The organism is Veillonella rogosae JCM 15642 (genome assembly GCF_002959775.1).
GTDB classification, from domain to species: Bacteria; Bacillota; Negativicutes; order Veillonellales; family Veillonellaceae; genus Veillonella; species Veillonella rogosae.
In genome coordinates this window covers 33,310-47,747 of record NZ_PPCX01000009.1, presented here as the reverse complement: position 1 = coordinate 47,747, position 14,438 = coordinate 33,310, and the positions used below count along the sequence as shown (strand labels likewise).

Annotated in this window: 15 protein-coding genes; 6 read left to right on the top strand and 9 right to left on the bottom strand. The window is 38.9% G+C overall.

The genetic code is table 11. The features are described from left to right. Positions 1-46: 46 nt before the first annotated feature. The 5 genes from VRHSUH09_RS04865 to VRHSUH09_RS04845 all read right to left on the bottom strand — a co-directional run bounded on the left by VRHSUH09_RS04865 (position 47) and on the right by VRHSUH09_RS04845 (position 3,905). The gene (locus VRHSUH09_RS04865; protein ID WP_105081553.1) at positions 47-763 is read right to left on the bottom strand and encodes a hypothetical protein; all 717 of its coding nucleotides are present in this window, start codon (positions 761-763) and stop codon (positions 47-49) included. Between the two features lie 171 nt (positions 764-934). After that, positions 935-1,504: a hypothetical protein gene (locus VRHSUH09_RS04860; RefSeq protein WP_054747975.1), complete on the bottom strand. Its 570-nt coding sequence runs from the start codon at positions 1,502-1,504 to the stop codon at positions 935-937. 11 nt (positions 1,505-1,515) lie between these two features. After that, complete coding sequence (gene fic, locus VRHSUH09_RS04855; RefSeq protein ID WP_105081552.1) at positions 1,516-2,121, bottom strand: protein adenylyltransferase Fic; 606 nt, start codon at positions 2,119-2,121, stop codon at positions 1,516-1,518. Between the two features lie 226 nt (positions 2,122-2,347). Next, entirely contained in the window at positions 2,348-2,809 is a 462-nt protein-coding gene (gene tnpA / locus VRHSUH09_RS04850) for an IS200/IS605 family transposase (RefSeq protein WP_105081551.1), read from the bottom strand. A gap of 190 nt (positions 2,810-2,999) precedes the next feature. Beyond that, on the bottom strand, positions 3,000-3,905 hold the full coding sequence (locus VRHSUH09_RS04845; protein WP_105081550.1) for a metal ABC transporter substrate-binding protein: 906 nt from the start codon (positions 3,903-3,905) through the stop codon (positions 3,000-3,002). A gap of 148 nt (positions 3,906-4,053) precedes the next feature. On the opposite strand from VRHSUH09_RS04845, the gene VRHSUH09_RS04840 reads away from it, so the two are divergent. From VRHSUH09_RS04840 to tnpA (VRHSUH09_RS04825), 4 genes are all read left to right on the top strand, one after another. Next, complete coding sequence (locus VRHSUH09_RS04840) at positions 4,054-4,845, top strand: metal ABC transporter ATP-binding protein (protein ID WP_105081549.1); 792 nt, start codon at positions 4,054-4,056, stop codon at positions 4,843-4,845. Next, positions 4,838-5,656, top strand: a complete 819-nt coding sequence (locus VRHSUH09_RS04835) for a metal ABC transporter permease (protein WP_054748854.1) — start codon at positions 4,838-4,840, stop codon at positions 5,654-5,656. Before VRHSUH09_RS04840 ends, VRHSUH09_RS04835 begins: the two co-directional genes overlap by 8 nt. Before the next feature lie 132 nt (positions 5,657-5,788). Further along, entirely contained in the window at positions 5,789-6,199 is a 411-nt protein-coding gene (locus VRHSUH09_RS04830; RefSeq protein ID WP_054748852.1) for a Fur family transcriptional regulator, read from the top strand. Between the two features lie 194 nt (positions 6,200-6,393). Continuing rightward, positions 6,394-6,858: an IS200/IS605 family transposase gene (tnpA, locus tag VRHSUH09_RS04825; RefSeq protein WP_038125930.1), complete on the top strand. Its 465-nt coding sequence runs from the start codon at positions 6,394-6,396 to the stop codon at positions 6,856-6,858. 184 nt (positions 6,859-7,042) lie between these two features. On the opposite strand, the gene VRHSUH09_RS04820 is transcribed toward tnpA (VRHSUH09_RS04825), so the two are convergent. The 4 genes from VRHSUH09_RS04820 to VRHSUH09_RS04805 all read right to left on the bottom strand — a co-directional run bounded on the left by VRHSUH09_RS04820 (position 7,043) and on the right by VRHSUH09_RS04805 (position 12,241). After that, positions 7,043-8,383, bottom strand: coding sequence for an anaerobic C4-dicarboxylate transporter (locus tag VRHSUH09_RS04820; RefSeq protein WP_105081548.1), 1,341 nt, complete (start codon positions 8,381-8,383; stop codon positions 7,043-7,045). Between the two features lie 250 nt (positions 8,384-8,633). Next, a complete protein-coding gene (bioA, locus tag VRHSUH09_RS04815) occupies positions 8,634-10,022 on the bottom strand; it encodes an adenosylmethionine--8-amino-7-oxononanoate transaminase (RefSeq protein ID WP_105081547.1) in 1,389 nt (462 codons plus the stop codon). Between the two features lie 157 nt (positions 10,023-10,179). Beyond that, positions 10,180-10,932 carry a dethiobiotin synthase gene (gene bioD, locus VRHSUH09_RS04810; RefSeq protein ID WP_054748520.1) on the bottom strand — a complete coding sequence of 251 codons (753 nt, stop codon included), beginning with the start codon at positions 10,930-10,932 and terminating at the stop codon, positions 10,180-10,182. Between the two features lie 763 nt (positions 10,933-11,695). Continuing rightward, entirely contained in the window at positions 11,696-12,241 is a 546-nt protein-coding gene (locus tag VRHSUH09_RS04805; RefSeq protein ID WP_105081546.1) for a beta-class carbonic anhydrase, read from the bottom strand. A 348-nt stretch (positions 12,242-12,589) separates the two neighbouring features. On the opposite strand from VRHSUH09_RS04805, the gene VRHSUH09_RS04800 reads away from it, so the two are divergent. Further along, the gene (locus VRHSUH09_RS04800) at positions 12,590-13,630 is read left to right on the top strand and encodes a YeiH family protein (RefSeq protein WP_105081545.1); all 1,041 of its coding nucleotides are present in this window, start codon (positions 12,590-12,592) and stop codon (positions 13,628-13,630) included. Between the two features lie 134 nt (positions 13,631-13,764). Beyond that, the gene (locus VRHSUH09_RS04795; protein ID WP_105081544.1) at positions 13,765-14,379 is read left to right on the top strand and encodes a LysE/ArgO family amino acid transporter; all 615 of its coding nucleotides are present in this window, start codon (positions 13,765-13,767) and stop codon (positions 14,377-14,379) included. Positions 14,380-14,438 lie beyond the last annotated feature (59 nt).

Sequence of the window (14,438 nt, the reverse complement as noted above, 5' to 3'; positions counted from 1 at the left end):
CTCCAAAACTATCGTTCTACAACACATTAAGTACAAATATAATTACTTAAAATAACCCACTAGAATATCTCATGTTCATTACTGTAAAAACTATGAACGCCATAATAGCACTTATGATAACAAATGGAATGAGACCAGCCAATAGGCTAATACCAAATGTTGAGAGTTTAGGTTTATTAATTTGTTGGCTTAATAAATTTAGACTTACCCACCAAGTCCACAGAGAAATCCCCATTAGGATAAAGAAAGAGATAAGTACATATAGAATAATCGACAAAGGTAAGTCGAGTGGATCTTGTAAAGGCCCGAAATTATCAATATTAATAAAGAAATAGATGCTAGCAGGCATTATCAAAAGCCCACCAATAAGCGCCAGTAATTGTCCATACGCGTAGGAATACCAATTCACCTTTAGCACTTCCTGCGGAGTCGTCTGAGCATCAAATTTATTAGCCACCCAAGAAACTAAATAGGCATTAAGAGATAAACCTAAAAAGGTAAGAAATAGATTAAAGGCTAATTGCATAGCAACGCCACCATTGGCACTCATTACAAAAATACGACCATAAAATGTATGATGCAACTGCATCATCGATATAATAAGAGCCGGTATAAACGTGGTGAGCAGTGAGCCTACAACACTGACTGCTGCAGCCCCGTAAAAGCCTTTCATACAGGATCCATACGTTACAATTTGGGGGATTCCCGTCTTAAAGGGAGATATACACAACTCCTTAAAATCTGAATACCATTTTGTTTCCATAAGCCCTCCTTCAAACGCAAACAACACATATATATGTTTTTCATTGTATCACAAGACACTTTTAAAATAAATATAAATTTACTTTAAATTAATTGACGACCATGATTAGAAAATAAAAAAAGTTGGTAGCTGCCTTAACAGAATCTACCAACCTTTCAATTACATATGTATTTAAGTTGTCATGAATAACATAATACCACCAACGCCAAAGATGAAAGATACTATATAAAAGGAAATCCCCGTTATCCAAGGATTTACTCCAAATTGCTTAGACATAAGCTGGGCCATAACAAAGACATTAAAGAGCTCCATCGTACTTAATCCGCCCGTACCACCTCGAATACGTAAGTCTAACAAGAGATAAGTAGGCGCAGCAACAAGTACAAATATCAAATGAATCCAGCTGGCAATACAGCTATTTAAAAGCAAGTCTGCCACTAGTTGCTTATAGGTAACTTGCCCCTTAAACACCTTAAAAACACCATATAAAATACCAGAGGCTACAAGAATAAATACTGCAATTCCAAGTACATAACCAATAATAGCAACTGCCTCAAGTTCTACAGGACTGATAACCTCCCAAATAAGAGTTTTAAAAAATGGACTCTTTGGGAAAAGCAACATCAATATGTATAAACCTAAATCAGTTATAATTAGAGATCCAATAGCTAGTAATAACATATTTTTAATGGTCACAAAATGCATCCATTTTTCTATATAAGGACCAAACAAACCATTCATAATACTCTACCTTATAACTCCTCACTCTTAAACAATTGATATCCTTCAAAATAATAACTATGATCAAGGCCCTTCATAAATAGTTCCCGATTATTGATATCGTCAGTAAGCGCCTCCGCCAATACAGCTTTAATTTCTAAATCATTTACAGGGCTGCGCTCCATAGCAGATAAATATGTTTCCTTATCAATTTGACTCCAATCAATAGTTTTTTGTAGTTCAACACAAAGCATATGATCAAGCCACAAACGCATACTACGTCCATTACCCTCTCTAAAAGGATGAGCCACATTCATTTCTACATACTTCTCTACAATTTCATCAAATGAATTTTGTGGCATACTTTCAATAGTTTTAACCGCTTCAGATAGATACATAACAGGAACAAAACGGAAATTCCCTTTAGAAATATTTACAGTACGTAGCTCACCAGCAAAATCATATATATCTTGAAATAATTCCTTATGGATGTCTTGTAACGTAGTCCAAGTACCACTAGACATGTTATTAAGTAGGTTCTGCTCAAATAATCTAGCCGCAGACTTTTTACTTATTCGCTCTTCTTCCCTAGCCAAAGTGGGAGAATCAGTAATGCCTAATTTATTAGTGATAACCATATTGGACCTCCTTTTTATTTTATCTCGTAATATATATTATACTATATTCGTTAAACTTTAGTTGAAACTAACATACCATACCAAATCAGAACCACCCGTAAAACGGGTGGTTTGCTCACGGGCTATAAGCCCGTAGTACTAGGCCAGCGTCTAAAGGCGCTGGCTTTCACTACGTTCAAGCCGCATAGCCATTGACTCGTAACGCTCCCCTTAAAGGGGATATGTATTACTTGCTACCCTTAAAAGGGTCCTCATATTCTTTTACACTAAGTTTATCTTTCATTTGGTCATGTAACTCTTGCTCACGTATATATTTTTTTACGGTAGCTTCATTTAATCCTACTGTACTTACATAATATCCCTCGGACCAAAAGTGTCTATTTCCAAATTTATACTTTAAGTTTGCGTATTTATCGAACATCATTAGCGCACTTTTACCCTTTAGATATCCCATAAAAGATGAAACTGATATTTTAGGTGGAATTAACACTAGCATATGCACATGATCTGCCATAAGCTCCCCCTCTATAATCTTGACGCCCTTATATTCACATAAACGTCTCAGTATTTCACGTAAACTATTTCTGTATTGATTATATATAACTTTACGTCTATACTTAGGTGTAAATACTATGTGGTATTTGCATAACCATTTTGTGTGCGCAAGGCTCTGTGTCTTTGTTGCCATATAAAATCACCTTTCTTTTGTATATAATGCGGCTTGAACACCTACATTATACTTAAGCAAGGTGATTTTTTTGTATAACTTTCGTTGCCGCACCCGCATAGCGGGTGGTTTTATAATTCGCGACTACGTCGCGAACCAGTCTAAAGACAATAATAAAAAAGCAGCCCATTAGGGCTGCCTTTCATTTATCTTATTTCAAAGATTCTGCAATTTTTGCAAGGTTTTCGTCCATACGTTGTAGGTATGTTTTGTCGTCTTCTTTGCTTTCAATAGTGTAAATAGTTTCTACCTTAGCACCCACTTCTTTTGCCAAAGTTTTAGATACTTCTGGGCTAGCCATTTCTTCTGCAAAGATAGTAGTGATGTTATTTTCTTTAACATATTCGATGAGTTTAGCTAATTGCGCTGCGTTTGGTTCACCTTCAGCAAATACATCTTCTACGCTGTTTTGTTCCAAACCAAAGTCACGGCTTAAGTAAGCGAATGCGGCATGGCCTGTAACAAAGTTTTTATGAGGAGCTTTAGCAAATTGCTCTTCATACTTTTTAATCATTGCATCTAGTTTACCAACATATTCAGTGTAGTTCTTTTCGTAGTAGTCCTTGTTAGCTGGGTCAGCTTTTACAAGAGCATCTTTGATGTTTTTCACTTCAATTTTAGCGTCTTTTAAAGATAACCATGCGTGAGGATCTTCTGCACCATGTTCCTTAATTTCTTCAGGATCAGTATTTTTAATAGCTTCTACGCCTTTAGTCGCTACAACAGTTACGAGCTTATCATTTTTAGCTGCTTCGATAGCTTGTTGTGCCCAAGGCTCCATACCAAAACCGTTATACACGAATACTTGAGCTGTTGCCAATTGTTTCATATTTTCTGGTTTCAACTCGAAATCATGAGGCTCAACGCCATCTGGAATAATAGTAGATACCTCTACCTTGTCACCGCCAATAGCCTTTGTAAATTCAGCCATCGCATTAAAACTTGTTACCACTTGGATCTTTTTACTTGCTTGTTCCTTCGGTGCATCATTACCACAGCCTGCAAATAGAGCAGCCATCATAATGCCTACAACTAACAAAACCAGTTTCTTGACCATCGTAGTCCTCCTTTTGTTAATCCTGAACGCTATGCCTCCATAGAATACTGCTTATTCTTTTGTTGCAGTTGCGACTCAGTTGCATTTGTAATATAGTTATAGTATAAACTTACTCAGAATTTTGTCAATTAGAAATGTGGTTTTTTATATGTTATCCATAGAACATCTTTATTTTTCCTATCAAGGTCAGCCACCTTACGTGTTAAACGACCTAAATCTACATATTCACAGCGGTGACTATATATCCATCGTCGGGGACAATGGGTCTGGTAAAAGTACCCTGCTACGCCTTATTTTAGGTTTTCTTACCCCTGTGAAAGGCTCAATCAAACTACATAGCAACAACATTCGCTATGTATCACAGAAAAATGATTTCTCCCATGCAGGCTTTCCTATTACGGTAACAGAAATCCTCGATTCCTACCGCAAGCTTTTAAAACTAAAAGATAAAAACGAAGTTAATCGCGTATTAGAGCTCACTCATATGACGGAATTTAAAGACCGCCTCATCAGTAAGCTCTCTGGTGGTCAGGCACAGCGAGTATCTATCGCCCGAGCCCTTATCGGCAGCCCTGACCTCATCATCCTCGATGAACCATCCACAGGCATCGACAGAAAAAGCCAAGAAGGCATCTACACACTTCTTCGCGATTTAAACCAAAAGCATCATATTACGATAATCTCTGTTGAACATAACTTGGAAATGGCAATCGCTAATTCTACCAACATCTACCATATCTCAAATGGCCACGGCCACCTTTGCTCACCTGAGCAATACGCTTGCGAAATCATGCATAATACAGGTCGTAACCCTGTAGATCACGAAAATTGTTCTTGCTTCACAGATGTAACAACTCAGGCTCAGGCTCAGGCTCAGGCTCAGGCTCAGGCTCAGGCTCAGGCTGATGATACTACAACTGAGGAGGTGCGCAATGTTTAGTTATGACTTTATGCAAAATGCCTTCTTCGTAGCCATCTGCATATCACTATTATGCCCATGTATCGGTATTTTCATGGTATTACGCCGGTCCAGTATGATTGGCGATACCATGAGCCACGCATCCCTGGCAGGTATCACTCTAGGCTTGTTAACAAGTACAAACCCTATCTTAGGGGCTTTCATCTTTACCGCCATCTGTGGTGCCCTCATCGAGTTTTTGCGAAAATACTTCTCCCACCATCTCGATTTAATTCTTACCATCATCTTATCCCTCAGTATTGGTACTGCCATTACGCTTATTAGTTCAGGTAAACTGAAAGCTAATGCCAATGTATTTTTCTTCGGTAGCATTTTAACAGTAAATGCGGCTGATATGATTAGCATTGCGGTCCTTACTATTTTGTCAGTATTAACGCTATACTTCTTATATAACTCCTTACTCTACATCGCTTACGATGAAGAAGCAGCTCGCGTAGCCGGTGTTAAGGTAGATTTTATTAACTATATCTTTGCCATCCTAATGGCTGCAGCCGTGTCTATTTCCATTAAAATCGTTGGCGTCCTCGTATTAAGTGCTATGATTGCCTTACCTGTAGCATCGGCACTACAACTAGAAAAAGGATTTAGAACGACCTTACTATGCTCCATTGGATTTAGTTTACTCGCCATGATTATTGGCCTATTCGGATCATACTATCTCAATGTAGCTCCTGGTGGCTTTGTATCTCTAACATCGGTAGGAATCTTGCTAGTGGTGTTAGTCATTAAAAATATTCGGGCGGTCATAAGACGAATGCAATTTAGCAAATAACAAAATAATAGTTAATATATTTAAACAGCTACATTATATTCATAGTAAGGCATCTAATTATTAGCCATATAAGACATCTAGTTATACAAGTGTATAGCACGTTTAGTATTAAAATAGAACTGAAAGAGAATTATGAACACAACAACTTGGCCAGAAGGCATAAAAAAGACCAAACAGCGCGAAGCCATTTGGTCTGTGTTAACAACAGCGGATAAACCTATGACAGCTATTGAGATTGCTGAAAAATTAGGCGATAGCGATACTACGTGGATGTCTACTATCTACCGCACCCTAGAATTACTAGAAACAAAGGGAATCGTTACCCGTACAACACTCATGGGTAGCGATATGGCCTACTATGAAATTACGCCGCATACACACCGCCACTATGCGGTATGTACTAGCTGTGGCACTATGGTTCCACTCCATACTTGCCCTGTTGTAGAGATGCCCAAAGAGCTCTTCGATGTAGGTTTTACCGTCACAGAACATCATCTAGAAATTGCAGGTCTCTGTAAGAAATGTAATGGCAAAAACAAATAATACATACGCAAACCAAAAGGACGTAACCTTTAAAGTTACGTCCTTTTCTGATTGTACGCCGAATAGGCATGACTAAACCCCCAGTTAAACTGGGGGTCGGTAAAAAATTCTTAGAGAAAAGGAAAGAACCTCCTAGTGATAGAATGAAGTTGGTCTGGCAACCACAACATTTCAACATAGGAGGTTCAATGTCAATGAATGACGTAAAAAGCTTATCACATAGTAAATGGAGATGTAAATATCATATTGTTTTTGCTCCAAAGTATAGAAGACAAATAATTTATGGTCGGATAAAAGCTGATGTAGGTAAAATCTTACGAGATTTATGTAAGAGGAAAAATGTAGAGATTATAGAAGCGGAATGCTGTCCGGATCATATTCATATGCTAGTAACGATACCACCACATTTAAGCGTATCGAGTTTTATGGGATATTTAAAAAGCAAAAGTAGCCTCATGATATTCGATAAACACGCAAATTTAAAATATAAGTATGGAAATAGACATTTCTGGTGTAGAGGATATTATGTGGATACGGTAGGACGATATGAAGGAGCGATAAAAGAGTATATTCGCAATCAACTACAAGAGGATATAGCGCAAGATACATTAAACTTTAAAGAATACACCGACCCGTTTACGGGTGAGCCAGTAAAATAGGCAAAATAAAAGCCCCCGAGTAGGGGGCAGCCAGTGGTAATAGAGTGGTTGTCAGATCATTCAATGCCCTCTTTAGAGGGCCACCACTAGAGAAAGACCCTTATAGGGTCAGAGCAAACCACCCGTTCTACGGGTGGTTATGATTTTAATATATTTTGTATTAACCTTATTTAGCTTTCACCAATTACAGCATCAATGGAGCTACTACGAAGCCAAGTGCTACTGCGATAGCAATGGATAGTACGCCAGGGATAAAGAACGGATGGTTAAATACGAGTTTACCGATTCGTGTAGAGCCGGTATCATCCATTTGTACAGCCCCCAAGAGTGTTGGATATGTAGGCAATACGAAGAGTGCAGATACAGCTGCGAAGGATGCGATAATAATGTATACGGATCCTGGGTTCTCTGGAGTAATACCGAGAGCTAGAATTACAGCAGGTACCAATGCTTGTGTAGTTGCCGCTTGGCTATACAACAATGTACTTGCAAAGAAGAATGCTACGGCTAACAAGAACGGATATGCCGTTACCATGCTAGAAGCAAGAGCTTTGATTTCAGGAATATGACCTTTTACGAAAGTATCACCCAACCATGCTACACCTAGTACGCAGACACATGCGGATAAACCGGATTTGAATGTGCTAGTATTAACAAGTTGTGCTGTATCAATCTTACAGAAGTAAGTGATTGCTGCTGCAATAATCATCATGAAGCCGATGATAGCATCATTTCGACCAAAAATAACTGGTTTAACAAGACCAATGTTTTTGGAGATTGCAGTTGCATAGAATACGATACAAATAATACCAATTAAGAAAATCAATACAGAAGTTTTTGCACCTGGTTTCAAAGCGAAATCTGTATTTTTTTCACGAGGCGGTGCCACATGACCTGCTGCCAAACGTTCTTGGTAAACTGGATCAGAAGACAAGTCATTATTCGCAAAGGTAGACATGATAAACGCTGTAATCATAACCGCTACGAATGTTGTAGAAATACAGATAGCAAGCAATGTAGGGTAGTTTACGCCATATGGCTCAAGGAAACCACTCATTGCAACAACTGCTGCGGATACTGGACTCGCTGTAATACCGATTTGACTCGCTACAACGGCGATGGATAATGGTACAGATGGCTTAATGTTTTCACTTTTCGCCACCTCTACAATTACCGGAATCATAGAGAATGCTGTATGACCAGTACCAGCTAATAGAGTTAAGAAATACGTTACTGTTGGTGCCAAATAGTTGATGTGTTTAGGGTTTTTGCGCAAAATATTTTCCGCAATACGCACCAAATAATCAAGACCGCCAGCTAACTGTAAGGCACAGATGGCTGCGATAGCAGACATGATGATGAGAATTACATCCCACGGAATCTGACCTGGGAACATACCCATACCAAGGCTTAACAATACAACCCCAAGGCCGCCAGCGTAACCGATGCCCATACCACCGAGGCGAACACCGAGGAAGATGGCACCAAATAAAATAAGAACTTGCATAATTACATAAATGTCCATACGATGACCTCCTTTATACATATATAGTATCATAGATATGCTAATTAATCATCGAATTTTGAGAATGTATAGAATATATTTTAAAAATTTCATGAAAATATCGATTTCTTCATATAAAAAAGCTACACCTAACGGCTTTTACACAGGCGTAAAGAAGCAATAGGTGTAGCTATTTTCATTACATATGCTTAATAGATGGATAGAATAAACTCTATACCTTACATTTCAATAGTAAGGTGCGCCTTATCATTTACAAAATAATTGGACGTAAATCTTCCAGTAAGCCTTCTTCTTCGGTAGCACGTTGGATACTTTCACCAACGATACGAACCATATCCTCTAATTGTTCTACAGTGGATGCCAATGGAGGCATAAGGATAACTACGTCACCGATAGGACGGCAGATGAGACCTTGTTCACGAGCAAGGATGGCTACCTTAGCACCAACCGCATCATTTGGACGATATGCTTCGTGCGTAGCCACGTCTTTTTCAAGCTCAATACCTACGATGAGGCCCCGTTGACGAACCTCTTTAACATGCTTTAAGGACTTAATAGGTTCTAAGGCCTTTGTGAAAGCATCCACTTTCGCAGGTAATTGATCGATAACCTTTTCATCGCGGAAAACTTTCAAGGAAGCCAATGCAACGGCACACGCCAAGGCATTCCCTGTATAGGAGTGACCATGATAGAAGGTTTTCTTTTCTTCAAAGGTACCAAGGAATGCATCAAACACGCGTTTTGTAGTCAAAGTCGCCGCCAACGGCATGTAACCGCCCGTAATGCCTTTAGACAAGGTCATGAAGTCTGGAGATACGCCTTCATGTTCACAAGCAAAGAATTTACCAGTCCGACCAAAGCCTGTCGCTACTTCGTCGACGATGAGGAATACATCATGCGCTTCTGTCAACTCACGAACTCGTTTCAAATAGCCGTGAGGCATTACAAGCATGCCTGCTGCAGCTTGTACTAATGGTTCCATAACGAGCGCTGTAATTTCATCGCCTTCTTCGTTAAGGATACGCTCCAATTCAGCCAAAGATTCTTCAAAGGCTTTATCTCGATCGGCTACATCTGCGTATACGCCAGGGCTTGGCAAAGTTAATGGTTTGAATAATAGATTGTGGAATACTTGATGGAACAACTGAATACCACCTACCGATACAGTACCTAATGTATCCCCATGATAGCCAGCATTGAGGGCGATAAACTTAGTCTTTTTCGTTTGTCCTACTTGTTGACGGTATTGATACGCCATCTTAATAGCTACCTCGATAGCCGTACTGCCATCATCAGATAGGAATACTTTATCTAAGCCTTCTGGAGCAAGTTCTACAAGTTCTTTACACAATTGTGCAGATGGAGGACTCACTAACCCCAATAAAGTACTATGAGCAATCTTATCGATTTGATCTTTCAACGCTTGGTTTAACATAGGATGATTATGACCGTGAATATTAACCCACAAGGAGGAAACGCCATCATAATACTTTTTACCGTTCTCATCGATGAGGAAAACCCCCTCACCGCGTTCGATTACTACCGGCTCTTGTGCTAGCCAATCTTGCATTTGTGTAAATGGATGCCATACAAACTCATGGTCCCATTGTGCTGCTTGTGAAAGCTGTTTTTCTGCCATTTTATCACCTCATACTTAACAAGTATTACAAACTATAACTCTCTATTACATAACTAATTAATTTATACAAAATTGTAGATCTAATCTATATAGAACTGTAGATCTAATCTATACAGAACTATAGAGCTAATCTATACAAAATCATTCTATCTAAGCTTTATAGACCTATAACTGTATTCCATAACTTTTTAGAATCAATAAACGAGCGAGCCCAACCAAGTTGTACCTTATGAATATCTGGTCCTTGGTATGGCGGTACAACAGCTAGGACAGGAATCCCTGTATAACGTTCCATGTCAGCTACATTTGTTTTCAACAAGAATGGATCTACGGCAGTCGTATCATTTACGATGATAGCTTTCACCTCAATACCATGCATCTTTGCATATTCACAAGTCAAAATAGCACGGTTAATAGAGCCAAGTCGACCATCTGCTACGACAACAGCTGGTAATTTTATATCCTTCATAAAATCGGTGAAAGTTTTATCGCCATACAGAGGAGTCGTGATACCACCTGCTCCCTCTACAAAGGTTAGATCATAGCGGTTCACCACATCTAAAGTATGCTGTACAACACTATCATAATCGATTTCTATGCCTGCTAGTTCCGCTGCAAGACGAGGAGAAAAATCTCCAGCAATCGCATAAGGATTCACTTCATGACGACGGGACTCAGGAATACCTGCAGCACGCATTAAATGCGTAGCATCCTTACTTTCAAGGCCTACATTATAATTATCCTCATCCATCGTTACGCACTCAGGGAAAGGTACCGCACTAGAAGATACGGGTTTCACCATACCAACGGCAAAACCATCATCTACAGCCATAGCCCCTAACAAGCCTGTTACAAACGTCTTGCCTACATCCGTATCCGTACCAATTATAGAAATACCTAACTGCTTCATACATGGCTCCTCTCAAGCGAATACTCACCGCTGCATAGGTTAACTAACTTATGTGATTAAGTTTACAATCTAACTACAATATACAGCGAAAAGGAATATATAGTCAACCTATTATTACGCTTAAGGTTTACCGTAATAGGACTATATGGGGCCCCGACACATTAGTGAGAGCCTTGTTAAAAATCACAGAACCTAGCTCATCGCTCCAAAGCGAGCTAAGTCGCTCTTTACTAGGTTCTGTGATTTTTATGGCTGTACTTATGTAACAGTCCCATATAGTCCTATCTACACCCTTAAATGCGAGAATAATAGGTTGGTGTATGGGGAAAGAGAAAGGACGCGAACTTTTTTGCCCCTTACTTATTTGATACAGTGAATTTCGTTTTATTGATTTATGAATAGACTCGATGGGACTAGTTCATAAATGATGGGACTAATTCATAGGTACAGTAGGAAAAAGGACGAGAACTAACCGATTAGCGACTTAGCTCGCTTTGGAGCGTAGAGGTTAGTCATCACTCTTTTTTACCTAAATGTAGTTATGTAAAGGGGCCCCATTAACTTCTCCCCCCTCTCGATACGGCGAAATTACGCTAAGTCGTTAATGGACATTCAGATTTGATGGGACTAATTCATAGGTACAGTAGGAAAAAGGACGCGAACTAACCGATTAGCGACTTAGCTCGCTTTGGAGCGTAGAGGTTAGTTCGCGTCCTTTTTCACTTAAATGTACCAATCAACTTGGGCCCCATCAAATCTCGGATTATATTTCGAGGTAGCGGAATTTGCCTGTATCAGGATCCATCATCCCTCCATAGAATCCCATTCCTTTCGGGAATAGTGGATGGTGGCGCAAAAAGTTTACTGTATAGATTACATTATCTTCAGAGATATGGAACCGGTCCATCCAGTCGATAAGTCCTGGTTCGATCATGCGAATTGCATCTTCGCTGATACCTTTGGCTTTCATAGATTCCATAAATGTTGTAGCAGAAAAATCTATCATGCCGCAGTTTTCATGACCGATGATTAGTACGTCTTCAATTTCCATCCCATAGGTGGCTACGAGTAGACTTTGTACGATATTGTCGATAGGTTGTGTTACGCTGTTACCTGCAGTTTTAATAACGATGATTTCACCGCGATCAAAACCTAATGCGTCTTCTAACATACATACTAAACGTGTGTCCATACATGTTACGATGCCAAGCTTCTTAGTAGGGTGGCTTGTTAACCCAGCCTTAGGTAGTTCAGGGTGTTGTTTCACATATTCTTTATTAGTTTCTATTATTTTTGCAATGTCAATCATAAGGCACCTCACTATATGTGTTCTATTTCCACTTGAAATAGATTCTACTCATTATATACACCGTATTCATCACAAAACAAGTTAAATTTATCATTCATAAATAATTATTATAATCTATCAAACTCATAAAAAGACCATTAATTACATAATAATTCTATACTCATCATTAATATTCATGCTAATATCCATCAATATACAATATATTCATAAAAATGAATATATTGTATATTTCTTACATAAATAGTAGATTAAAAAACCACTCCTGTGGTACTATTAATACTATAGAAAACAAACGCCACATGATACCGCATATGACGTAAACTGTATGTACAGTAAGGAGGTTTTATAATGGGTATTAATCAAAAAACGTTGCCAGGCATTTTGCTCTGTGCCGTTCTCGCTATTCCTTGTTGGCTACTAGGACAGCAGTTTCATCTAGTAGGTAGTCCAATCTTTGCCATCATTTTAGGTATAATTATTGGCACTATCTTCACCTCTTGGAAACGAGAAAAAACAGGTGCTGGCATTGGATTTACATCCAAAAAGATTTTACAATGGGCCGTTATCTTATTAGGCTTTGGGCTTAACATTACACAGATTTTACATGTAGGTTGGATTTCTTTACCTGTCATTATCTCTACCATCGCTACATCCTTAATCGTGGCTTATGTTATCTATCGCCTAACCCACATCGATTCCAATACGGCCGTTCTTATCGGTGTAGGTTCTTCCATCTGCGGTGGCTCCGCTATCGCTGCGGCAGCACCAGTTATTAAGGCAGAAGATCAAGATATTGCACAAGCGATTTCTGTTGTATTCTTCTTCAATGTAGTAGCCGCTTTCGTTTTCCCTCAATTTGGCGATGCTATCGGTCTTTCCAACATGGGTTTTGGCTTATTCGCAGGTACTGCTGTAAACGATACATCCTCTGTAACTGCAACTGCTGCTGTATGGGATAGTATGAAAGGCACTGGTACACAAGTACTAGAATATGCAACAATCGTTAAATTAACTCGTACCCTTGCTATTATTCCTATTTGTTTAGGTCTTGCTAGTTACCAAGTATACAAAGCAAAACAAAATGCAGCTCAAACAGATGGATCTAGCGTAAGCGTTGCGAAAATCTTCCCTAAATTCGTTCTCTACTTTGTAATTTGCTCCCTTATTACAACAGCATTATCCTATGCTAATGTAGATATCGGATTCTTAAGTATCTTCAAAACAATTTCCAAATACTTTATTACAATGGCCATGGTGGCAATCGGCCTTAATACTAATATTGTGAAATTATTGAAATCTGGTGGCTCTGCCCTTGCATTAGGTGCTTGTTGCTGGATTGCTATCACGGCCGTAAGCCTTGTAACACAACATATGATCGATTTATGGTAAAAATGTACATACTTTATATAGTATGATATAATTGTATATAGTTAGAATAGTAATAACCCCTCCAGTAATGGAGGGGTTTCGTGCTACTATTCACCTTATTAGTACTTTATCATACCATAGTCAGGAGGGTTAATATGTACTTCTTACAAGGACTTCTTGTCGGCCTCGCTACGTTTGCCCCTGTTGGCATGCAAAACCTATTTATTATTAATACAGCGTTAGTTCAGCCTGTACGGCGTATTATATTGACGCTAGCTATTCTAGCGCTTTTTGATATGAGTCTTAGTGCTGCCGCCTTTTACGGTATAGGTGCCGTATTAGAAATGTGGCCGATTATGAAGCTCATTGTTATCCTATTCGGTAGCTTACTTATCATATATATGGGTTCCAATATCTTTAGAACAGAACCCGACATGCGCAATCTAAATACACACATTCCCATTCGTAAACTCATCATGTCTGCCATTGCCGTGTCTTGGGGAAATCCTCAAGCTGTTCTTGATGCAACCATGCTACTTGGAGCGTTCCAAGCGAATATTCCAAAAGAGGAAATTTACTATTTCTTTGGTGGTTTCCTTGCGATGACACCAATTTGGTTTGGTTCTCTAGCCACAGTTATGCATCTATTAGCTAAGAAAATCAAAATCAGTCATATGGTATGGATCAATCGCTTCTGTGGTACGGTCCTTACTATTTATGGTATTAAATTATTCATCGATGGTGTTACGATGTTACTAGAGTTCTTCTAATATAAAAGCCGTTAGCAATGCTAACGGCTTTTATATTTGGTTTTAGAATTCAAATTTTA